The sequence below is a fragment of the Pseudoclavibacter chungangensis genome (assembly GCF_013410545.1).
Classification (GTDB): Bacteria; Actinomycetota; Actinomycetes; order Actinomycetales; family Microbacteriaceae; genus Pseudoclavibacter; species Pseudoclavibacter chungangensis.
The window spans coordinates 1582751-1604730 of record NZ_JACCFV010000001.1 but is presented as its reverse complement, the minus strand read 5'-3'; the positions used below and the strand labels follow the sequence as shown (position 1 = coordinate 1604730).

21 protein-coding genes are annotated in these 21980 nt (G+C 69.4%); 8 read left to right on the top strand and 13 right to left on the bottom strand.

Features of this window, described 5'->3' with window-relative positions; genetic code table 11:
• Window positions 1-10 precede the first annotated feature (10 nt).
• The 4 genes from HNR16_RS07240 to HNR16_RS07225 form a co-directional block, all read right to left on the bottom strand.
• Complete coding sequence (locus tag HNR16_RS07240; RefSeq protein WP_179558345.1) at window positions 11-1045, bottom strand: IS30 family transposase; 1035 nt, start codon at window positions 1043-1045, stop codon at window positions 11-13.
• Window positions 1046-1143: 98 nt separating this feature from the next.
• The gene (locus HNR16_RS07235; protein ID WP_158040223.1) at window positions 1144-2070 is read right to left on the bottom strand and encodes a restriction endonuclease; all 927 of its coding nucleotides are present in this window, start codon (window positions 2068-2070) and stop codon (window positions 1144-1146) included.
• Window positions 2067-3638, bottom strand: a complete 1572-nt coding sequence (locus tag HNR16_RS07230; protein ID WP_158040224.1) for a type I restriction-modification system subunit M — start codon at window positions 3636-3638, stop codon at window positions 2067-2069. Before HNR16_RS07230 ends, HNR16_RS07235 begins: the two co-directional genes overlap by 4 nt.
• A gap of 94 nt (window positions 3639-3732) precedes the next feature.
• Window positions 3733-4629 carry a TrmH family RNA methyltransferase gene (locus tag HNR16_RS07225; RefSeq protein WP_158040225.1) on the bottom strand — a complete coding sequence of 299 codons (897 nt, stop codon included), beginning with the start codon at window positions 4627-4629 and terminating at the stop codon, window positions 3733-3735.
• A 169-nt stretch (window positions 4630-4798) separates the two neighbouring features.
• Here HNR16_RS07225 and HNR16_RS07220 point away from each other — a divergent pair, with 169 nt between their 5' ends.
• Window positions 4799-5647 carry a Sir2 family NAD-dependent protein deacetylase gene (locus HNR16_RS07220; protein ID WP_158040226.1) on the top strand — a complete coding sequence of 283 codons (849 nt, stop codon included), beginning with the start codon at window positions 4799-4801 and terminating at the stop codon, window positions 5645-5647.
• A 37-nt stretch (window positions 5648-5684) separates the two neighbouring features.
• Here the strand turns inward: HNR16_RS07220 and HNR16_RS07215 are convergent, their stop codons facing one another.
• Both HNR16_RS07215 and HNR16_RS07210 read right to left on the bottom strand, forming a co-directional pair.
• Complete coding sequence (locus tag HNR16_RS07215) at window positions 5685-6755, bottom strand: glycosyltransferase family 4 protein (protein WP_218868602.1); 1071 nt, start codon at window positions 6753-6755, stop codon at window positions 5685-5687.
• Window positions 6756-6760: 5 nt separating this feature from the next.
• Window positions 6761-7666, bottom strand: a complete 906-nt coding sequence (locus HNR16_RS07210) for an alpha/beta fold hydrolase (RefSeq protein WP_158040228.1) — start codon at window positions 7664-7666, stop codon at window positions 6761-6763.
• A 113-nt stretch (window positions 7667-7779) separates the two neighbouring features.
• Between HNR16_RS07210 and HNR16_RS07205 the strand changes: the two genes are divergently transcribed.
• The gene (locus HNR16_RS07205) at window positions 7780-8469 is read left to right on the top strand and encodes an exonuclease domain-containing protein (protein WP_158040229.1); all 690 of its coding nucleotides are present in this window, start codon (window positions 7780-7782) and stop codon (window positions 8467-8469) included.
• 64 nt (window positions 8470-8533) lie between these two features.
• On the opposite strand, the gene HNR16_RS07200 is transcribed toward HNR16_RS07205, so the two are convergent.
• Window positions 8534-10018 carry an MFS transporter gene (locus HNR16_RS07200; RefSeq protein WP_158040230.1) on the bottom strand — a complete coding sequence of 495 codons (1485 nt, stop codon included), beginning with the start codon at window positions 10016-10018 and terminating at the stop codon, window positions 8534-8536.
• A 113-nt stretch (window positions 10019-10131) separates the two neighbouring features.
• The gene (locus HNR16_RS07195) at window positions 10132-10389 is read right to left on the bottom strand and encodes a type B 50S ribosomal protein L31 (RefSeq protein WP_158040231.1); all 258 of its coding nucleotides are present in this window, start codon (window positions 10387-10389) and stop codon (window positions 10132-10134) included.
• Window positions 10390-10660: 271 nt separating this feature from the next.
• Between HNR16_RS07195 and HNR16_RS07190 the strand changes: the two genes are divergently transcribed.
• Complete coding sequence (locus tag HNR16_RS07190) at window positions 10661-13066, top strand: hypothetical protein (protein ID WP_179558150.1); 2406 nt, start codon at window positions 10661-10663, stop codon at window positions 13064-13066.
• 47 nt (window positions 13067-13113) lie between these two features.
• Here HNR16_RS07190 and HNR16_RS07185 read toward each other — a convergent pair whose 3' ends face one another.
• Together HNR16_RS07185 and glgA are read right to left on the bottom strand one after the other, a co-directional pair.
• Entirely contained in the window at window positions 13114-13899 is a 786-nt protein-coding gene (locus HNR16_RS07185) for an ABC transporter ATP-binding protein (protein WP_158040233.1), read from the bottom strand.
• Window positions 13900-13943: 44 nt separating this feature from the next.
• Window positions 13944-15128: a glycogen synthase gene (gene glgA, locus HNR16_RS07180; RefSeq protein WP_158040234.1), complete on the bottom strand. Its 1185-nt coding sequence runs from the start codon at window positions 15126-15128 to the stop codon at window positions 13944-13946.
• 47 nt (window positions 15129-15175) lie between these two features.
• Here glgA and HNR16_RS07175 point away from each other — a divergent pair, with 47 nt between their 5' ends.
• Both HNR16_RS07175 and serB read left to right on the top strand, forming a co-directional pair.
• Window positions 15176-16417, top strand: coding sequence for a glucose-1-phosphate adenylyltransferase (locus tag HNR16_RS07175; protein WP_158040235.1), 1242 nt, complete (start codon window positions 15176-15178; stop codon window positions 16415-16417).
• Window positions 16414-17079: a phosphoserine phosphatase SerB gene (gene serB, locus HNR16_RS07170; RefSeq protein ID WP_158040236.1), complete on the top strand. Its 666-nt coding sequence runs from the start codon at window positions 16414-16416 to the stop codon at window positions 17077-17079. The genes HNR16_RS07175 and serB overlap by 4 nt, the downstream gene beginning before the upstream one ends.
• Before the next feature lie 23 nt (window positions 17080-17102).
• Here the strand turns inward: serB and HNR16_RS07165 are convergent, their stop codons facing one another.
• On the bottom strand, window positions 17103-17939 hold the full coding sequence (locus HNR16_RS07165; protein WP_179558149.1) for a polysaccharide deacetylase family protein: 837 nt from the start codon (window positions 17937-17939) through the stop codon (window positions 17103-17105).
• Between the two features lie 72 nt (window positions 17940-18011).
• Window positions 18012-18722: a beta-ketoacyl-ACP reductase gene (locus HNR16_RS07160; RefSeq protein WP_158040237.1), complete on the bottom strand. Its 711-nt coding sequence runs from the start codon at window positions 18720-18722 to the stop codon at window positions 18012-18014.
• A 115-nt stretch (window positions 18723-18837) separates the two neighbouring features.
• Between HNR16_RS07160 and HNR16_RS07155 the strand changes: the two genes are divergently transcribed.
• From HNR16_RS07155 to HNR16_RS07145, 3 genes are read left to right on the top strand one after another with little or no spacing between them, the layout of a single operon-like run.
• Window positions 18838-19134, top strand: coding sequence for a DUF3099 domain-containing protein (locus tag HNR16_RS07155; protein WP_179558148.1), 297 nt, complete (start codon window positions 18838-18840; stop codon window positions 19132-19134).
• Window positions 19131-19394, top strand: a complete 264-nt coding sequence (locus tag HNR16_RS07150; protein WP_218868760.1) for a hypothetical protein — start codon at window positions 19131-19133, stop codon at window positions 19392-19394. Before HNR16_RS07155 ends, HNR16_RS07150 begins: the two co-directional genes overlap by 4 nt.
• Window positions 19391-20248, top strand: coding sequence for an SURF1 family cytochrome oxidase biogenesis protein (locus HNR16_RS07145; RefSeq protein WP_225737823.1), 858 nt, complete (start codon window positions 19391-19393; stop codon window positions 20246-20248). The genes HNR16_RS07150 and HNR16_RS07145 overlap by 4 nt, the downstream gene beginning before the upstream one ends.
• 71 nt (window positions 20249-20319) lie before the next feature.
• On the opposite strand, the gene HNR16_RS07140 is transcribed toward HNR16_RS07145, so the two are convergent.
• A complete protein-coding gene (locus HNR16_RS07140) occupies window positions 20320-21921 on the bottom strand; it encodes an ABC-F family ATP-binding cassette domain-containing protein (RefSeq protein WP_158040239.1) in 1602 nt (533 codons plus the stop codon).
• Between the last annotated feature and the right edge of the window lie 59 nt (window positions 21922-21980).

Genomic DNA, 21980 nt, shown 5'->3' with positions numbered 1-21980 from the left:
GGGGGCGATGTCAAGGCGTGGAAGCAACATGGGGCTCGCCGGCCAGTAGTCGAGCGAATGCTTCGGTCGGTGTCAGGAAGCCGAGCCGGCGGCGGGGCCGGTTGTTGATCTCCTCGGCGATCGTGGTCAGGTAGGGCTGGTGGTCGGGTATCGCCGTGCCTTTGGGCAGGTACTCGCGGTAGAGCCGGTTGGTGTTCTCGTTGCTGGGTCGCTGCCAGGGCGAGTGGGGGTCGGCGAAGTAGACCGGCATGTTCGTGGCCAAGGTGACCTTCGCGTGGTGGGCCATCTCGCTGCCCTGGTCCCACGCGAGTGACGCCTTCATCATCTGGGGCAGCTCGTTGAAATACTCGATGACCGCGTCCGCGGTGCCCTCGGCGTGCTTGGAGGGCAGAGCCAGCAGCCCGGTGAAACCACTCATCCGCTCCACCAGTGTCGCCGCGCAGGAGGCACCGTTCTTCCCGATGATCAGGTCCCCCTCCCAGTGGCCTGGCACCCGGCGCTCGGCGGCGTCCTCGCCCCGTTCTGAGAGCGGGACCATCCCGATGATCGGCCCGCCCCGGGACCGGCCCGTAGTGCGGGGCCTGCGCTTGGTGCGCTTGGACTGCAGAAAGATCCCGCGCCGGGCCAGTTCCCCGCGCGGGATCGCGTAGATGTACTGGTAGATCGCTTCACCAGAGACGGTGCGGCCCTGCGCATCAGGAGAGTTCGCCATACGGCCAACAGTCGGGTCTGTTGCCTCCAGGCGCAAGCGGCCCGCGATCTCGTTCGGCGTCCACGATGCGGCTAGGTCAGCATTCACCCGCGCCTGCAGCACCGGATCCGCCGCGACCTTCCGCTGCTGCGGACGGGCCCGGCGACGCTGCGCGGCCACGTCTGCGGTCACGGCCTGGTAGCCGCGGGTCTTCGTCGCGTTCCGACGCAGCTCCCTGGAGACCACTGACGGGCAACGCCCCAGGTGACGGGCAATCTTCCGCACACCCCAACCCGCCTTCGACGCCGTGGAGATCTCCGACCTGTCACTGAACGACAACCCCACCCGCGACATCCACACACTCCATCGATCAGACCCCCGCCGAACAGGAGTGTTGCTTCGACGCTATGACACCACCGGGCACAGCTCCTGAATTAGGTCATCGATGCGGCTCATAGGAAGAAGTCCTCGTCGATCTCGACGAGCTTGTAGGTCTCTTTCACTTGCACGCCGACGCCGTATCGGATCATGAGGCTGGTGAGGCGTGTGCCGTCGATCAGGATGATGCGGGTCGGCACATTCTCGGCGTAGGTACGTGCGCCGTCGGAGAACCGGCTGGTCGTGATGAAAACGCCGCTGTCGGCTTTGCCGCTGATTGCTCCAACGAACGCCTGGAGGTCGGGGCGTCCGACAGTGTTGCCGTCTTGATAGCGCTTAGCCTGGATGTAGACGCGGTTGAGGCCGAGGATGTCCTGGTCGATGACACCGTCTATGCCTCCGTCGTTGGTGAGCTGGGTGACGCTGCCGGCCCCGGTGGTGCCGCCGTAGCCCATTGACAGCAGGAGATCGACAACCGCCTGCTCGAAGAAGCCTGGTTCTTTGTCCTGCAGCCGAGTGAGCAGCTCGACCGCGATCTCGTCGTGGATTCGCTCGACGCCGCTCTGCACCTGCTCGGTAGGAGTCATCGACGACTCTTCGGTCGGAGCGGTCGTTGTAGACTCGCTCGTCCTGCGGGTCGTGGTCGCCACGTACTCGCGGATCGGCGAGCTGGGATCCGCACCGAGCGCCTTGATGTCACGTTCCTTGGCACCATTCGGAAACAGCTCGATGAGCTGCTTGCCGGCATCAGTGATCTGGTAGTGACCACGCTTCGGACGCCTGAGCGCGCCGACGTTCGTCAAGAACGAGACGCCCCAGCCGATGCGGTTCTCATACTTGAGCGCGCCCCCGGACGGAAGCATCTCCTTCTTCTGCTCATCGCTGAGCTGCGCCTGATCAGCTACGAGAGGCTGAAACTCGCGCCAGTGGCGGATGATGCCATCGCTCATTACCTTGAGCGTCGGGATCATGAAGCCTTCCCAATTGGGCATGTCCGTCATGACCGCGCACCTTCCAGATCCGCCACGATCTCGTCGATTGCGGTGCGGAGCTCGGCCTGGCGCGCGACGATGCGCGCGATCTCGGCGTTCAACTCCGCGATGTCGACTTCCTCGCGAGTGTCCTCGGCCTCTACATACGACGACACCGCGATGTTGTAGTCGTTGGCGGCAATGTCCTCGTTGCTCACGACGGTGGTGAAGTAGTCCTCGGGCTCGCGCGTCGTGAACGCCTCGAGGATCCTCGCCTGGTGCTCCTCGAGCAGCTTGTTCTTGTTGCCGACCCGCTTGAACTCCGCCGAAGCATCGATGAACAGCACGTCGCCGGTCTTCTTCGACTTCTTCAGCACGAGGATGCAGGTCGCGATCGTCGTGCCGAAGAACAGGTCGGGCGGCAACTGGATCACGGTATCGATGTAGTTGTTGTCAACGAGGTACTGCCGAATCTTCCTCTCCGCCCCGCCGCGATACAGCACGCCAGGAAACTCAACGATCGCCGCGGTGCCGTTGACGGCCAGCCAGCTGAGCATGTGCATCGTGAACGCGAGGTCGGCCTTCGACTTCGGCGCGAGGACTCCTGCCGGTGCGAACCGTTCATCGTTGATGAGCAGTGGGTTGGCATCGCCCTCCCACTTGATCGAGTAGGGCGGGTTGGAGACGATCGCCTCGAACGGCTCGTCGTCCCAATGCTGTGGATCGATGAGGGTGTCGCCGTGGGCGAGGTTGAAGTCGGCGTAGTTGACGTCGTGCAGGAACATGTTGATCCGTGCGATGTTGTACGTGGTCAGGTTGATCTCCTGACCGTAGAACCCCTGACGGACGTTGTTCTTGCCGAGCACCTTGTCGAACTTCAGCAGCAGCGACCCGGAGCCCACCGCCGGGTCATAGACCTTGTTGACCTGTGTCTTGCCGACCACCGTGATGCGCGCCAGCAGCTCGGAGACCTCCTGCGGCGTGTAGTACTCCCCACCAGACTTGCCGGCGTTGGCGGCGTACATCTGCATCAGGTACTCGTAGGCGTCACCGAACAGGTCGATCGAGTTGTTCTCCCACCGCCCCAGCGGCAGGTCGCCGATCGCGTCGAGCAGCTTCACCAGCTTCTGATTGCGCTTGGCGACCGTCGAGCCCAACTTGTTGCTGTTGACATCCAGATCATCGAACAGCCCCTTGATGTCGCCCTCACTGTCCGTACCCAGCGCCGACGCCTCGATGTTCTTGAAGACCCGCTCGAGCGTCTCGTTGAGATTCTCGTCGCCCGCGGCACGATCGCGCACATTGGCGAACAAGTCGGACGGCAGGATATAGAACCCCTTCTCCGCGACAACCTCGTCGCGAGCGAACTCCGCGTCAGAATCCGCCGCCAGCCGGTAGTCGAACGACACCTCGCCCGCATCGTGCTCGTTCTTGTTGAGGTACGCCGTGAGGTTCTCAGAAATGAACCGGTAGAAGAGCATTCCCAGCACGTAGGACTTGAAGTCCCACCCATCGACGCTGCCGCGCAGGTCATTGGCGATGCGCCAGATCGTCTTGTGCAACTCTGCTCGCTGCGCCTCTTTGGTCGTCGGTGCCATGGGTCGTGCTCCTCCGCGCCACTGCGCAATCACGGTGTTGGGTTGTTTGCTCTTACGATATCGGGTGCCACTGACACTCGGGCTTCTCGCATCATCACCGCGTCGCGTAGAACGCCACGGCGGCGGCTGCCGTCACGTTCAACGAGTCGACTCCGCCCATCATCGGGATCGTGACCCGGCGGTCGAGCAGTGCATCAGTCTCCGCGGTGATGCCGTGGCCTTCGGTGCCGAACACGAGAGCGAGCTTCTCGTGATCTTCGGCCACCAGCTCGTCGAGGGTGATCGCGCCTTCCCCCAACGTCATGCCGGCCAGGACATAGCCAGCCGCCTTGAGCTCCGCAATGCCCTTTGTCCAATCGGGGATCCGTGTCCACGGCACTTGGAAGACCGTGCCCATCGAGACCCGTACCGAGCGCCGGTACAGCGGGTCAGCGCAGGTCGGAGACACCAGCACCGCATCGAGGCCCAAGGCGGCTGCATTACGGAAGGCGCTGCCGACGTTGGTATGGTCAACGAGCCCCTCCAGCACCGCGATCCGACTGCGTCTGCGAGGCGCGGCGGCGGGTTCCGGATGGGCTAGTTTGGGACCACACACGTTCGTGTGGTCGACGACGTCCTCGAGCACGAGCACGGTGTGCGCGTCGCGGAGCAGCTCCCCCGGTGCGGGCAGCTCGGGGCGGTGCATCGACGCGAGCGCCCCCCGGTGCATGCGGAATCCCGTGAGCGATTCGAGCACCTCGCTCGTCCCGACGTACACCGGTACGTCGGGGAACGCGGCGAGCAGCGGCGCGACGTCGTCGAGCCACGACTCCTGCAGGAGCACCGCGCGCGGTCGGTGCCCGGCCCTGATCGCGCGCTCGATGACCTTCGGTGACTCGGCGAGGTACAGGCCGCCCTCGGGCTCGAGGACGCGACGGAGCGCGACGTCCGTGAGTCTCCCGAAGTCGGCCAGGTCGTCGCGATCGGTCGAGTCGATGGGGATGACGCGCATGCAATCATCCTCCCGCATCCGCGCAACGCATCCGCGCACCGTCCGCGCTCACCGTCCTCTCGGGACATCACCGCGTCGGGGCGGCGTGGAGCGATCGCACCGGGCGCGGTTCGCTGAGGGCGTCGCAGCCGCGCGGCCCGGGGCCTGCTCGGCGAGAGAGGATGGGGACATGGCCCCCGTCCCGACCCCGTCCGCACTCGTCGAGCTCCTGCGTGACCGACCGACCGCGGTGCTCACGGGCGCGGGGCTCTCGACCGACTCCGGGATCCCCGACTACCGCGGTGACGGCTCGAAGCCGCGACGCTCCCCCATGACGTTCCAGCGCTTCGTCGCGAGCGAGGACGCGCGCAGGCGATACTGGGCGGGCTCCTCGATGGGGTGGCTGCGGTTCGCCCGGTCTCGCCCGAACGACGGACACGTCGCCCTGGCCGACCTCGAACGTGCGGGCGTCGTCACTGGCATCGCGACGCAGAACGTCGACGGCCTCCACCGGCGGGCGGGTTCACAGCGGGTCCTCGAACTGCACGGGAGCCTCGACACCGTGAGTTGCCTCGACTGCGGAACGCGCTTCCCACGCGCCGAGGTCGACGTGCGGTTGCGGGAGGTCAATCCGTGGCTCCCGACCGATCCCGACCTCGTACCGCTCAACCCCGACGGCGATGCGGAGTTCGCCGAGATCGACCGGTTCGTCGTCCCGCCGTGTCCCGTCTGCGGGGGCATCCTGAAACCGGACGTCGTCTTCTTCGGCGAGTTCGTCCGACCCGAGACGACGACGGCCGCCGAGGCGCTCGTCGACGAGGCCGATGCGCTCCTCGTCGCCGGTTCGAGTCTCGTCGTCAACACGGGGGTGCGGCTCGTGCACCGCGCGAAGCGACGCGGCATCCCGGTCGGGATCGTGAATCGCGGGCCGACCGAGACCGATGCACTCGCGGACGTGCGGATCGAGGACGGCACGAGCGAGGTCCTGCGTGCGCTCGCGGACGCGCTCGCGGCCCGCACCGACAACGCGGTGGGGTGAGCGACCACCGCCCGGCCCTCGTGCGAGCGGGCGCGATTCAGGGTCGCGAGCGGACCTCGTGCACCGAGCGGCACGCCTCGAGCAGGCTCTGCGCGGACGCCTCCCACGTGAAGTCGGCGGCGCGGGCGATGCCGGCCCGCGCGCGAGCCTCCCACACCGCGTCGTCCTCCAACTCGTGCGCGGCCCGCGCGAGCGCCGACGGCGAGTCCGGATCGACGAAGACGGCCGCATCCGCACCGATCTCACGGAACACGGGAATGTCGCTGCAGATGACGGGGACGCCGGCCGCCATGCCCTCGATGACGGGAAGACCGAACCCCTCGTTGCGCGAGACCGTCACGAGCGCCGTCGTCTCGGCGAGCAGCGAGAGATACTCCGTGTCGCTCACCCCCTGGTGCGCGACGATCGATCCGTCGGGTGCGAGGGCACGCAGTCGTTCGAGCGTCGCCTCGTCCGCCCGCGAACACAGGTGCAGCACCCAGCCGTCGAGTTCGTGCAGGGCACGGGCGATCGTCTCGACGTTCTTGTAGGGCATGAACGACCCCATGTAGACGAGGCTCCGACGCTCGGGCGGCTGGCCTGGAACGGCACGGCGGAACCGTTCGTCGGGCGCGTTCGTGACGATCGGTATCGGACGTCGCGTGAGCCGGTTGCGGCGCATGAGCTCGCGCGTCGTGCGCGAGATCGTCGCCACCTGGTCGGCACCCCGCAACAGGAGGCGCTGCGGCGCATAGGAGAGGTGGTAGAGCCGCCAGAGCAATCGCAGCGGCCACGCGAACTGTCGGGGCGGCGTCCGGTTGACGTAGTAGATGAGGTCGTGGATCGTGAGCACGAGCCCGTAGCTGCGACCGATCGAACCCATCGTCTGCATGGGGCTCACGACGACGTCGGGGTGGAAGCGACGCACCTGTCGCGCGACGAACGGCTCGCGCACGCTCGTCGGGCTCGAGATCTGTTCGAACGGCAACGAGGGCAGCACCTCGAGCTGGTGCGCGTCGTGGATGAGCATCGTCACCGGATGCAGTTTCGCGAGAGCGGTCACGAGTTCGAGCGAGTAGCGCGAGATGCCGTCGTGTCGGTCCGTGCGCACGTAGCGGCAGTCGAACATGATCTTCACGGCGCCTCCGAGCTGTCGGACGGACCGTCCAGCACGCCCCGGAGGATGCGTGCGACGGCGGCCGGGGTCTCGTAGTGGATGAGATGCCCCACGCCCCCGATGACGTGGAGCGTGGAACCCGGCATCGCGCGGTGCAGGGATCGCTGTGCCGCGAGCGGTGCGATGACGTCCCGCTCCCCCGCGACGAGCGTCGTCCCCGTGGGGAACTCGGCCGCATGGGCGAGCACGGCGTCGCTCACCGACGCGCGGAACGCTTCGGCGAGGGTGTCCCGATCGGCGAACTCCGAGAAGTGCAGATCGTGTTCACGATGGATCCACGCGCGCAGCGCGGGGCGGCGCGTGACCGCCATGATCTCGCTCATGATGCGGGTGATGAGGCGGTTCGTGACGAGTGCCGTCCCGAGACGGCGCGGCAGGAGCGCACCGAGTCGGTAGTACAGGACCGCGAGCCACGTGCCCACGCGGTCCGGCCCCTCGAGGGCGGGCGCGGCGATCGGATTGACGAGCACGATCCGTCGCGGCGCGAGTGCGCGGACGTCGCGGGCCACGACGAGCGAGCCGAACGAGTGGCCGAGCGCGACCGCCTCGCACGTCGGGTCGACGTACCCGAGGAACTCCCGCAGCCAACCCGCGTAGTCGTCGAGCCCGTGCCCCGTCGGCATCGGACCGCTTCGTCCGAAGCCCGGCAGATCCGGTGCGAGGAACCTGATGTCGGGGAGCTGTGCGACGACGGACAGCAGCCCGTGGTGCGTTCCGCGGAAGCCGTGGACGAGCACGATCGTGTGGGCGGCGTCGGTGGGGCCGTACTCCCACCAGACCGTCTCGGACCCGCCGATCGGCGCGACGTGTTCCACGACGGGGATCGCAGCGAGCGCTGCGTCGATCGGGGTGTGGATGTGCATCGTGACAGAGTGTACTGACGACGCCATGGGCGGCCGCACGGCACCCGGCCGGGAACGACGCGCTCCACGGCGGGCGCACGAACGCATCGAGCAGCACGAGGGAGACGACGCGCATGAGCTGGACCGATCGGGTGGCCGTGTTCGACCTGGAGACGACGGGGATCGATCCGGCCACGAGCCGCATCGTGACGGCGTTCATCGGCCTCATCGATGCGGACGGCGAACTCGAGCGCGGAACGGATTGGCTCGCCGACCCCGGTGTGGAGATCCCCGAACAGGCCTCGGCCGTCCACGGTGTGACGACCGAGATCGCGCGGGCGGAGGGGCGGCCGGCGGCCGAGGTCGTCGCGGCCGTCCGGGCGGGTATCGAGTGGATCGCGACCCACGGGGTGCCGCTCGTCGTCTTCAACGCGCCGTACGACCTGAGCCTGCTCGCCGCCGAATGCCGCCGCTACGACCTCGCACCCGTCGTGGTCGGCGAGCAGGTCGTCGACCCGCTCGTCATCGACCGCGCCGTCGACCGGTATCGCAAGGGCAAGCGAACGCTCGTCGACATGGCGGCCGTCTACGGTGTCGAACTGCTCGACGCGCACACGGCGGGCGACGACGCGGTCGCCGCGGGGCGCGTCACGCAGGCGATCGCCGCCGCGCACCCGGACGAGGTCGGCGCGTTGCCCCTCGAGGAATTGCATCGCAGGCAGGTCGAATGGCACGAGGCGCAGGCGGCGGACTTCGAGGACTACATGCGCCGGCAGCGCGACCCCGATTTCACGGCCGACCGCGGGTGGCCGCAACGGCCGTGACCGGTCGGTGACGGGCTCGTCCGGGTCACACGCGCGTGTGACCCGGACGCGCCCGTCCGCGACGTCACGATCGCTCGGCGTCGGGCTCGTCGTCCGGTGACTCGGTTCCGCGGACGAGTCCGGACACGCCGTGATCGGCACCCGGGATCGTGATCGCCCCGGTTCCCGGACCGGACGCGCGCACCGCGCGCCCGTCCGCCGTCCCGACGCCCGTGTCCGTCGGCGCACTCGACGACGGAGCTGCCGCCGTCGCCGCCACGTCGTCGGCGGGGAGGTCGTCGGCCGGGACGTCCAGTGCCACGGTGAGTTCGTCCCGCGCGAGACGGCCGACGGACCAGACGAGCATCGTGACGACGACGGATCCGACGCCGACGACGAGGAAGATCGTCTCGACGGGCACCACGGCCGCGAGCGGCCCCGCGAGGGCCATCGAGACGGGCATGAGCGCGAGCGACACGAAGAAGTCGAGACTCGAGACGCGCCCGAGCATGTGGTGCGGTACGCGACGCTGCAGGAGCGTCCCCCAGATGACGTTGCCCGCGCCGCCGCCGAGGCCGACGACGAACGCCGCGATCGCGAGCACCCAGAACGAGCTCGCGAAGCCGAACACCGCGATCGGCAGCATCGACCAGCCCCACAGCATGAGCATCCACGTGAGGTAGCGGCGCGGGAGGCGCAGCGAGGCCATCGTGATGGAGCCGATGGCACCGCCGGCACCGTTCACCGCGAGCAGCCAGCCGAACGCCTCCGCCCCGAGGTCGAGACGGTCGCGCAGCACGAACGGCGTGAGGACCTCGAACGGACCGACGTAGAGGAAGACGATGAGGACGGCCCAGACGAGGGTCCAGCGCAGCCAGGGGGTCCGCGCCGTGTACAAGATCCCGTCGCCGATGCTCCGGAGCACCGACCGACCGGCGTCGGGGTGCCGCTCGTCGACGGATGACGCACCGCTCGCCGCTCGCTCGGGCTGAAGCCACCAGAGCGTCACGAACGCGAGCAGATGGCACACCGCGATGCCCGCGATGGCGGTTCCGGGCGAGATCGCGGCGACGAGCATGCCCGCAGCCGCGGGGCCCGCGGCCTGCTGGAGCACGGGGCGCCCCATGCCCTCCAGGCCGTTCGCGGCGAGCAGTTCGTCCGGTGCGAGGATCTGCGGTAGGAGTGCCGAGTAGGCAGGGAAGAAGAAGCCCATCGCGGCCCCGAGGAGCGCACCGGTGACGGCGAGGTGCCAGATCTCGATGACGCCCAGGGCGCTCGCGGTCGCCGACATCCCGACGGCGAGCACGTTGACGGCTTCCACGCCGCGGAGGATGAGTCGCTTGGGCAGGCGGTCGGCGACCGCGCCACCGATGAGAGCGGTCACGATGAGGCCGACGCTCGTCGCGGCCCCCACGATCGACAGGTCGACGGGGTCACCGCCGAGCTCGATGACCTCGTAGACCATCGCGACGGCCCACATGCCGGCGGCGAAGAGCGAGGCGACCATGGCGACGGCGAGGACGCGGTAGTCGTGGTGGCGGAACGGGCGGAGAGCTCGGGGCAGGTGCATGAGTGGCTTCCGGGCGTGCGTGCGGACGCGCGTCGGTGCGCGGCCGTGCGTGTGGGAAAACGAAAGCGGTGGCGCCCCCGAGGGGACGCCACCGCCAGGTGGTTCGGCTGCCGCTACTTGGCGCCGCCGAACTTCGCGTAGCGGTTCTTGAACTTCTCGACGCGACCGGCCGAGTCCATGATGCGCTGCTTGCCCGTGTAGAACGGGTGCGAGGCGCTCGAGATCTCGACGTCGACGACGGGGTAGACGTTGCCGTCCTCCCACTCGATCGTCTTGTCGCTCGTGCGGGTGGAACGCGTGAGGAACTTCTCACCCGAAGCGAGGTCGTTGAACACCACGACGGTGTAATCGGGGTGAGTGTTTGCCTTCATCAGATTCCTTCGGTGTGGGTGGTCGGTGGGTTCGGAGCGCACGAACAAGGTGGCGTCTCCGCAAGCCAAGGGCCGACTCTATCACGTCACGCGGCTTCGTGTGCGGGTCGGTGTGGGCGTGTCGGTGCGGATCCGTGCGGTTCGACGCGTCCCGTGACAGCCGGACTCGATACCGGCGACCACATCCATCTAACATGGTCGGGGTCGGGGGGTCGACTCGGGGAGGCGTACCCGCCGTGGATCGAGTCGGACGACCGCAGGGAGGCGGACGATGGGTGGCACGACGGGGACGCAATTGGTGCTCCACCTGTCCCGATTCCGTCGGGAGTTGTTGCCGGTTCTGCCGAGCGGGTGGCGCTCCGCGAGTGTCGTGTGGTCGGAGATCGGTGGCTGGGAGTTGCCGGCACACGTCGAGGTCAAGGGCGGCGACGCGGGACGTCGTGTCTCGTTGCCGCGTTCCGTCAACGACTCGGCGCGTGGTGTCCGCGACGCGTTCGGTGCCCTCGGCGATCCGGGAACGGGGCGCCCGGTCTCCATCACGCTGCTGATCTCGAGCGACCGCGAAGTGGTCGACGTCAAGACGAACTGGGACGAGCGCGTGCTCGTCGACGAGAGCGGTGCCGACGGCTCGGAGCTCCCCGCGGACCGCGTGTGGCCGAAGCCCGAGCACTGGAGCCGCGAACTCGCGGAACACCCGCGCAGCGATGCGAACGTACCGTTCTGGTGGCGCGCGCTCCTGATCGAGGCGCAACGCACCCTCGCGTCCGCGCCGCCGGCCGCCACACCGGAGCAGGGGCCCGTGCAGAGCTCCGCGGCATGGCAGGGGCAGCAGCCGTGGCAGGGGCAGCAGCCGTGGCAGGGGCAGCCCTGGCAGGGGCAGCCCTGGCAGGGGCAGCCCTGGCAGGGACAACCGGGTCACGGATATGCCGGTCAGACGCCATCCGGCCAGGGGCAGCCGTGGCAGGCCCAATGGGGCGCCGGTGAGGATCCGTCGCACGGAACGATGCCGGCCGCGGGCCCGTGGGGACAGGTGCCCTGGGGGGCCGCCCCCCAGGGCGGCTGGCCGGAGCAGGCACAGGCACAGGCCCAGGGCCAGTGGGGACCGCCCGGGGCGACCGGCCAGTGGACGCCGCAGCCGAATGCGGCTCCGGGCGGCTGGAACGGGCAGGCACAGCAGCCCGTCGGTCAATCGGGATGGAGCGGTCCGGGCAACGATCCCGGGCAGCCGTCGCAGCAGTGGGGGCCGAACGGTCCCGGGCAGTGGATGCAGCCACCGTGGGGTGGGCCGCCGCAGTGGGTCCCCTTCCAGACGACCCCCGCGACGGGTGGCCCGCAGGCCGCACCCGGCGGGCCGGCCTGGGGGCAGGGAGCGGCTCCGTCCCATCCGTCACCGGGCGAGGCGCCTCCGGTGGAGAATCCGCACATCGGGTACGACGGCGTGCCGGGCGGGACGAGCGGGGACGGCCCCGCCGGTCGGATCGCGTCGTCGGGCCGGCCGCCGGGTGCGGAGACGTCGCCCGTCGCGTCGGCGACGCCGTCGATCGCGGAGGCGCAGGCCGTCGGGCAGGCGGATCCGACGTCATCGGCGGATTCGACCGAGGGCTCGGACGACGAGATCGTCGCGGCACCGTGCCCGTCGTCCGGGGACGGTTCGGGTGCGAGGGGCGAGCCGGATTCGGCCCCCGCATCGCGATCGACGCCGCCCGGGGAGCCGCGCGCGTCCGCGCGCGTGTCGCCGGTCGACGGCGAGCGCGGCGACCGCGCGTTCCCGGTCGAGGCCGGCCAACCGCGGACCCGCGCCGAGGCGCGGCGCAAGGCCTCCCGCTACGGCGCCGAGCCGCATCGCTTCACCACCACCACGGGCTCCGGGCCACGGATCGAGCTGTCCCGCTACGCCGAGGCGGCCCTCGCGCAGACGGGCGCGATGGCGACCGTCCCACCGGCGCCCCACACCGGGGCGGGCGAGCCGATGCCGTCGGCCGACGGCGTCGCGCGGGACGCGAGCGATCGCACGGCGGACGATGCCCAGGGCGGGCCGATCGCCGACCGCCTCGTCGGCGGCCCCGGTGAGGGGGCGCCCGTGCGCGCGCTCCGTGCGGTCGAGATGCCGCCTGAGGATGCGCCGTTCAGTGCAGCGAGCGTCGACACGGGCCCGGTCGCCCTGACGGGTGATGTGGCATCCGACGTGCGCGTCGAGGTCGAACCGCACGCGGGCTCGGGGGCATCCGGCCTCAGCCTCTCGAACCGCTTCACCCCGCTCCAGTTCGATCCCGTCGCCCGCCTGCTCGTCCCCGCACTCGTCGGGGCCGTCCAGTACGCGGCACAGACGCTCGGCGTCGAGCACCACGACGACCTCGTCGGGAGGCGCGGGCCCGTCGCCCAGCGACAGGCGCAGGACGAGTTCGCTCGCCATGCGGTCGCGTCGGTGCGAGGGGATGTCGACGGTCTGCACGTCGGCCGGGCGCGCGACTTCGTTCGGGCGTTCGACGAGTGCATCGCTCGGCCGCACGGCCCCGCTGTCACCGAGGTCTCGTCGGACGACGACCGTGTCGTCGGGCACGCCGCCGGTGGCGATGCCCTCGTCGCGTCCGTGCGGGACGCCACGAGCGATGCGCTCGAGGAGATCGCGGAGGACGTCGTCGTCCAACGCTTCGGGCGCGTCGCGCACGCCGGCTGACGCGTCGGCCGGCCGACGTGCATCGTCGGCCGGCCGCTGCCGCCGAGCTACGCGGTCGCGCGTGCCGAGTAGCGGCCGTCCGCGACGGTGACGTGGAGCGGCAGCCCGAACGTCGCACTCAGGTGCTCGTCGGTGAGGGTCTCGTCGATGGTGCCCGCCGCCTGCACCGCGCCGTCGCGGAGCAGGAGTGCGTGCGTGACGCCCGTCGGGATCTCCTCGACGTGGTGCGTCACCATGACGATGGCGGGCGCGTCCGGGTTCGCGGCGTAGCTCGACAGCGAGCGCAGGAGGTTCTCGCGCGCGCCGAGGTCGAGCGAGGCGCTCGGCTCGTCGAGCAGCAGCAGCTCGGGGTCGGTCATCACGGCGCGCGCGATCTGCGTGCGCTTCTGCTCACCGTCGGAGAGCGTGCCGTACGTGCGGTCGGCGAGGTGCTCGAGCTGCCATTCGGCGAGGACGCGCAGGGCGCGGCGGCGATCGATCTCGTCGTACTGCTCGTTCCATCGGCCGGTGACGGCGTAGGAGGCCGTCATGACGACGTCGAGGACGCGCTCGTTTCCGGGGATGCGTCGCGACATCGCCGTCGACGCGAACCCGACACGGGGTCGGAGCTCGAACAGGTCGGTGCGTCCGAGCTGCTCCCCCAGCACCTCGATGGTGCCGCTCGTGGGGTGCGCCTGCGCGGACGCGAGGTCGAGCAGCGTCGACTTCCCGGCACCGTTCGGACCGAGGACGACCCAGCGCTCGGACTCCTCGACGGACCAGTCCGGCACATCGAGGATGGTGCGCTGGTCCCTGACGACGACGACATCGGTGAACTTCAGAACGGCGGGCATGTGCTCCAGGCTATCTGTCGGTCGGCTACGGGCGGCGCGGCGGCTCACCCGGCGAGCTCGCGGTAGATCGCCTGCGTCTCGCGGCTGATCCGGTCCCACGTGAACTCGCGCTCGACCCGTTCCCGCCCCGCGCGGCCGTAGCGCGCGGCCGTCTCCGGGTCCGTCGCGACCTCGGTGAGTGCGGCGGCGAGGTCCCGGACGAAGGCGTCGGGGTCGAGTGGGGTGCCCGTGCCGTCCTGCAGCTGCTCGAACGTCACGAGGCGGCCCGTCTCGCCGTCGACGACGACTTCCGGGATCCCGCCGGTGCGCGAGCCGACGACGGCGACACCGCACGCCATCGCCTCGAGGTTCACGATGCCGAGCGGTTCGTAGATCGACGGGCACACGAACACGGTCGAGGCGCTGAGTGCCGCCATGATCTCGTACTGCCCGAGGTGTCCCGAGTGCCACACGACACCGTCGCGGGTCGACTGCAGCTCCGTCACGAGCTCGGTGACCTCGGCCTCGATCTCGGGTGTGTCGGGCGCGCCCGCGATGAGGACGAGCTGCACCTCGGGCGGCAACAGGGCCGCCGCTCGGAGGAGGTACGGCAGGCCCTTCTGACGCGTGATGCGCCCGACGAACACGACGGCGGGGCGATCCGGGTCGATCCCGAGCGCGCGTGCGGCCTCGGGGTCGTCCACCCGGTGCCAGCGCTCCGTGTCGATGCCGTTGTAGACCGTCACGACCTTGTCGGGGTCGAGGTTCGGGTACGCGCGCAGGATGTCGGCCCGCATGCCGTTGCTCACGGCGATGATGCGATCCGCGTGCTCGTAGCTGACCTGCTCCATCCAGCTCGACAGGCGATAGCCACCACCGAGCTGCTCGGCCTTCCACGGGCGCAGCGGCTCGAGCGAGTGGGCGGTGATGACGTGCGGCACGCCGTGCAGCAGCTTCGCGACGTGTCCGGCCGCGTTCGCGTACCAGGTGTGCGAGTGGACGACGTCGGCGCCCGCGACGTCGCGGGCGATCTCGAGGTCGGCGCCGAGGAAGCCGAGTGCGGGATTCGCGTCGGCGAGCTCGACGGGCGTGTCGTAGGCGTAGGTGTCCGGTTCGTCGCGGTCCTCGCCGAAGCAGCGGACGACGACGTCGATGTCGCGTCGCATGGCCTTGACGAGCTCGGTGACGTGCACCCCCGCTCCCCCGTAGACGGCCGGCGGGTATTCGCGAGTCACGATGTCGATGCGCACGAGACTCACGCTAGTCGACGTTCACGTGCAACCCCTAGGCTGTGGCCATGGGGCAGAAGAAGATCTTCGGAATCGTGTTGGCCGGTGGCGAAGGCAAACGCCTGATGCCCTTGACGATGGACCGGGCGAAGCCGGCCGTGCCGTTCGGGGGCCAGTACCGGCTCATCGACTTCGCGCTGTCGAATCTCGTGAACTCGGGCATCACGAAGATCGTCGTGCTCACGCAGTACAAGTCGCACTCGCTCGACCGCCACATCTCGAACACGTGGCGACTCCCGGCGATGCTCAACTCGTACGTCGCCTCCGTGCCCGCGCAGCAGCGGCTCGGCAAGCGGTGGTTCTCCGGCTCGGCCGACGCGATCCACCAGAGCCTCAACCTGATCCACGACGAGAAGCCCGACGTCGTGGTCGTCGTCGGTGCCGACCACGTCTACCGCATGGACTTCGGTCAGATGATCGAGTCGCACCTCGAGTCGGGACTCGGCGCGACGGTCGCGGCGATCCGTCAGCCGCTCGAGCTCTCGAACCAGTTCGGCGTCATCGACGTGGACCCCGAGGACCCGGGCCGTATCCGCGAGTTCCTCGAGAAGCCGAGCAACGCGACCGGGCTGCCCGACTCCCCCGGTGAGATCCTCGCCTCGATGGGCAACTACGTCTTCGACGCCGACAAGCTCGTCGAGGCCGTCGTCCGCGACGCCGAGGACGAGACCTCGAGCAACGACATGGGCGGCGACATCATCCCCGGCTTCGTCGCGAACGGCGATTGCGGCGTGTACGACCTCAACCGCAACCTCGTGCCCGGTGCGACACCGCGCGACCGCTTCTACTGGCGCGACGTGGGAACGATCGACTCGTTCTACGACGCCCATATGGACCTCATCTCGACGCTGCCGATCTTCAACCTCTACAACGAGTCGTGGCCGATCTTCTCGCAGCAGTTGAACTCGCCTCCCGCGAAGTTCGTGCGCGACAGCCGCGGTTCGACCGGCACGATGATCGACTCGATCATCTCGCTCGGCTCGGTCATCTCGGGTGCGCACATCGAGCGCTCCGTGCTCGGTCCGTGGAACAAGGTCGAATCGGGCTCCACGGTCGTCGACTCGATCCTGTTCGACGGCGTGAACGTGCGTCCCGGGGCGGTCGTGCGACGCGCGATCCTCGACAAGGGCGTCGTCGTGCAGGAGGGCGCCTCGGTCGGAATCGACCGGGAGCACGACCTGCGACGCGGGTTCACGGTCACCGACTCCGGGCTCACCGTGGTCCAGAAGTTCGGGATCGTCGAACCGTGAGTTCCGCGGGTGACGCGCCGGTCTCGGCGCGTTTCCTCGTCGTGCTCGATGTCGACTCGACGCTCATCGAGGACGAGGTCATCGAACTCGTCGCCGACTACGCGGGCGTGACCGACGAGGTCGCACGGATCACCGAGCGCGCGATGCGCGGCGAGCTGGACTTCGAGGGCTCGCTGCGCTCCCGCGTCGCCCTCCTGCGCGGCATCGCGCTGGCCGACGTCGACCGGGTGCGCGAACGGGTCACCGTGACGCGCGGGGTGCCCGAGCTCGTCGCGGGCGTCCATGCAGCGGGCGGTGCGATCGCCGTCGTCTCGGGTGGCTTCCACGAGGTGCTCGACCCGCTCGCGACCGATCTCGAGCTCGATCAGTGGCGCGCGAACCGCTTCGAGGTCGCCGACGGTGTGCTCACGGGCGGCGTCGCCGGCACGATCGTCGGCCGCGAGACGAAGCGCGAGACGCTCGTCGCATGGGCGGGTGAGCTCGGCGTCCCGATGACGCGCACGATCGCGATCGGTGACGGCGCGAACGATCTCGGCATGATGGCGGCCGCCGCGCTCTCGGTCGCGTTCGACGCGAAGCCCGTCGTGCGCGAGCACGCCTCGGTCTCGATGCCGGAGCGCGATCTCTCCCAGGTGCTCCCGCTGCTCGGCCTGCGAGGCTGAGGCGCGCCGCCGCGCCCCGCCGGTCAGCGCAGGAACACGTCGTCCAGCGTCACCGTGCGCAGCCCGCGCTCGGCGATGAGGGCGGTGAGCTCCGAGAACACCTCCGTCACGGCGGGGAAGTTCAGGTGGCCGATGACGATGTGCTGGGGCAGGAACCACTGGCGCGCGAACTCGAGCAATTGCTCGGACGTGATCTCGCCGGAGTCCGACAGGGAGCCGTACCAGAGCACGGGACACGTGTAGCCGATCGATGCCGCGGCGGCGTCGGTCCGTTCGTCGTGGAAACCGTACGGGGGTCGGTAGTAGGGGCGCATGTCGACGCCGAAGAGGTCGTGCATCGCGTCGTGGTTGCGCTGCAGTTGATCGACCACGCCGCGCTCGTCGAGCGTCGTGAGGTCGACGTGGTCGAAGGTGTGGTTGCCGAGCTGGATCTGTCCCGAGGCGACGAGCGGACGCAGGGCGTCGGCGTTCTGCGCCCATCCCCCGTAGCACGCGTTCGGGAAGAAGGTGAGGCGGGTCCCGGTCGTGCGCGCGAACTCCGTGTACTTCGCGATCACGTCGGCGCTCGATCCGTCGTCCGCCGTCCAGGCGAGCAGGTTCCCCTCGCCGGGGAGCTCCGTGAGCGTCCCGGGCGGGAGTGCGATGCGCTCGACCGGTGGCGGGGTGGGCGACGCCGGTGGCGTCGTCGTGGCCGGAACCGCCGCCGGACTCGCGGGCGGCGTGCGAGCGGCCTTCGCGGCATCGTCCGTTCCGGGCGCGCACGCGCTCAGGAGCATCGTCGCAGCGATCGACGCGGCGCCCAGCAGGCCGCGTCGCGAGAGTCCCGCCCCGGGCCGCAATGGACCCCGTTCACCTGACATGGTGCGACGGTAGTTCGCCCGCGGCGCCGTTCGCCTCTGTCGGGAGGAGGAACCTCGTGGTCCGCCCGGCGGTCAGTGCCCCATGCCGAGGCCGCCGTCGACGGGGATCACGGCGCCCGAGATGTAGGCGGCCTCGTCGCTCGCGATCCAGCGCACGGCCTTCGCGACCTCGTCGACGCGACCGAAGCGTCCCGCGGGGATCGACTTCAGGTACTCGGCCTGCGTCGCCTCCGGGAGCGCTGCGGTCATGTCGGTCTCGATGAAACCGGGCGCGACCACGTTGGCCGTGATGCCGCGCGCACCGAGTTCGCGGGTGAGCGAGCGTGCGATGCCGACGAGCCCGGCCTTCGCCGCCGCGTAGTTGATCTGTCCCGGCGAGCCGTAGAGGCCCACGACCGACGAGATGAGCACGACGCGGCCGAAGCGTGCCTTGAGCATGCCCTTCGAGGCGCGCTTGATGACGCGGAAGACGCCCGTGAGGTTCGTGTCGACGACGTCCGTGAAGTCGTCCTCCGACATGCGCAGGAGGAGCGTGTCGCGCGTGATCCCCGCGTTCGCGACGACCACCTCGACGGGCCCGAGCTCGGCCTCGACGCGTGAGAAGGCCGCGTCGATCGAGGCGGCGTCGGTCACATCGCCCTGCACCGTGAGCGCACCCTCGGGGCCGCCCTCGCCCGAGCGCGACGTCACCGCGACCCGGTGCCCGTCGGCGACGAACTGTTCGGCGATTGCGCGGCCGATGCCGCGGTTCCCGCCGGTCACGAGAACGGTGCGTACGGTCATGGTGCTCCTCCTGATCGGAACCTCCATCCTATGGGCGCGCCGGGCGACGAGCGGGCCACTCGGGGCCCCGACGGCGGTAGGCTTGACGCCGAACGAAGGAGCACGAGCGCATCGCATGAAGCAGCACGGCACCAACATCACCTCGATGCCCGAGACGGTCGAGGAGGAGCGCCGTGCCCGCATGCGCAAGTACGTCATCATGATGAGCATCCGCATGGCCTGCTTCATCGCCCTCATCTGGGTGCGCGGGCCGTGGATGTTCGTCTTCGCGGCGGGCGCGATCTTCCTTCCCTACTTCGCGGTCGTCGTCGCGAACGCCATCCGTTCCCGCCGCGTCGATGCGGTCGAACGGCCCGGTGAGCTCGTCGTCGGACAGCCCCGACAGCGCGACGGTGGATCGGAGGCCGCGTGAGCGAGTTCGACCTCTTCGCCAGGCTCGGTGCCGGCAAGCGTGACTTCGACGAGCCGATCTGCTCGCGAGCCGGGTGCGAGAACCCCGCCGAGTACCGCATCGAGTGGAACAACCCACGCATCCACGAGCCGGGCCGGATCAAGATCTGGCTCGCGTGCGGCGAGCACCTCGACTATCTTCGCGGGTTCCTCGAGTCGCGGGAGATCCTCGTGCGCGTGCACGAGATGTCCGACGATCTCGACGAATTGCCCATCACGTGAGCGCGGGACGCTGGGGGTTCGCGTTCACGAGGCGCTGGGTGGGGTACTTCGCCGTCCTCGTCGTGTTCGCCGTGGCGTGCGGATTCCTGAGTCACTGGCAGTTCGAGCGACGCGAGGAGAAGGTCGTCGAGAACGCACGGATCACCGCGAACTACGACCGTGAGCCCGTCCCCATCGACGACGCCCTTCCCACCCTCGCCTCCTACGACGCCTCGCAGGAGTGGACGCCCGTGCAGTTGCGCGGCGAGTACCTCGTCGACGAACAGGTGCTCGCACGGGCCCGGCCCTTCGGGGGGTATCCGGGATTCGAGATCCTGACACCGTTCCGGACCGACGACGGGCGCGTGTTCATCGTCGATCGCGGGTGGATCCCGACCGGCTCGACGCAGGACTACCCCGATGCCGTGCCCGCCCCGCCCGAGGGGCCCGTCGTCGTCGTCGCGCGCCTGAAGCCGAGCGAGGCGCAGATCCCGGGCCGTTCGGCGCCCGAGGGACAGATCGCGACGATCCACCTGCCGACGTTCGCCGAGCGACTGGGCGCCGACCGCGTCTACACGGGCGCGTACGGACTCCTCGCCGCGGAGTCCGTCCCGGCCGAGACGGGCTCGCTCACGCCGCGACCGGAACTCACCGAGGGCAATCACCTCTCGTACGCGTTCCAGTGGATCATCTTCGCGATCATCGCCGCGACGGGGCTCGTGCTCGGCATCCGCAACGAGTACCGCCACCGCAACGCCGACGATCCGAAGGTCCGTGAAGCCCGCCGCCGAGAGGCGGAGCGCCGCAAGCGGCGCCGCCCCACCGACAGTGACATCGAGGACGAGCTGCTCGACAGCGTCCCCCACGAGCGCTGAGCGTCGATACCGCGGCGTCACGGGGTCCGCGCGAGCGGCACCGGGACGGCCGCCTCGGCGGCCGTCCCGGCTCAGTTCATCGAGATGAGCTCGGCGTAGTCCGGGTTCCAGTGGTCCTCGACGCCGTCGGGCATGATGAGCACGCGCTGTGGACTGAGTGCCTTGACGGCGCCCTCGTCATGGCTCACGAGCACGGTCGCGCCCTCGTAGTGCGCGAGCGCGTCGAGGATCTGCTCACGGCTCGCCGGGTCGAGGTTGTTCGTCGGCTCGTCGAGCAGCAGGACGTTCGCGCTCGACACGACGAGCATCGCGAGGGCGAGCCTCGTCTTCTCGCCGCCCGAGAGCACGCCGGCCGGCTTGTGCGCGTCGTCCCCCGTGAAGAGGAACGAGCCGAGCACCTTGCGCGCCTCCGTCTCCGTGAGGTGCGGTGAGGCGGAGACCATGTTCTGCAGCACAGTGCGCGCCACGTCGAGCGTCTCGTGCTCCTGCGCGTAGTAGCCGATCTTGAGCCCGTGCCCGGGCTCGATCTCGCCCGTGTCGGGCTCGTCGACGCCCGCGAGCATGCGCAGCAGGGTCGTCTTGCCGGCACCGTTGAGGCCGAGCACGACGACCTTCGAACCGCGGTCGATCGCGAGATCCACCGAGGTGAAGATCTCGAGCGAGCCGTACGACTTGGAAAGGTTGCTCGCGCGCAACGGTGTGCGACCGCACGCGGCGGGCGTCGGGAAGCGGAGCTTGGCCACCCGGTCCGACTGGCGGACCTCCTCGAGCGATCCGAGCATCTTCTCGGCGCGGCGCTGCATCTGGTGCGCGGCCGCGGCCTTCGTCGCCTTCGCGCCGAATCGGGCGGCCTGCTGCTGCAGGACGGTCGCCTTCTTCTCGACGTTCGCGCGCTCCTTCTTGCGGCGCTCCTCATCGGCCTCGCGCTGGCGCAGGTAGTGCTTCCAGCCCATGTTGTAGATGTCGATAACCTGACGGTTCGCGTCGAGGTAGAACACGCGGTTCACGGTCTCGCCGACGAGTTCGACGTCGTGGGAGATGACGACGAGGCCACCCGAGTACCCCTTGAGGAACTCGCGCAGCCAGACGACGGAGTCGGCGTCGAGGTGGTTCGTGGGCTCGTCGAGCAGCATCGTGTCGGCGCCCGAGTAGAGGATTCGGGCGAGCTCGATGCGTCGCCGCTGACCACCCGAGAGCGTCGAGAGCGGCTGGTCGAGAATGCGATCGGGCAGCGACAGGTTGCTCGCGATCGAGGCTGCCTCGGCCTCGGCGGCATACCCGCCGAGCGCGAGGAAACGGTCCTCGGCGCGCGCGTAGGCGTTCATCGACGCGTCCCGCTCCCGGTCCGTCGTCGCCGCCCCCATCGCCTCCGTCGCCGCGTCGAGCTGGGCGCGCACGCGGCCGAGGCCGCGCGCATCGAGGATGCGGGTCCGGGCGAGCATCTCGGGATCTCCCGAGCGCGGGTCCTGCGGCAGGTAGCCGATCTCGCCGGACCGTTCGATCGAACCGCCGGAGGGCAGCCCCTCCCCCGCGAGGATCTTCGTCATCGTCGTCTTGCCGGCCCCGTTGCGGCCGACGAGACCGACCTTGTCGCCCGCGGCGACACGGAAGTTGACGCCCGACATGAGGGTTCGTGCGCCCACGGTGATCTCGAGGTCGTGGACGGCGAGCACGGTGCACTCCAGTTGCGTGAGGGGGCGGCGGACAACCTCCCGAGCCTATCACCGTCGGT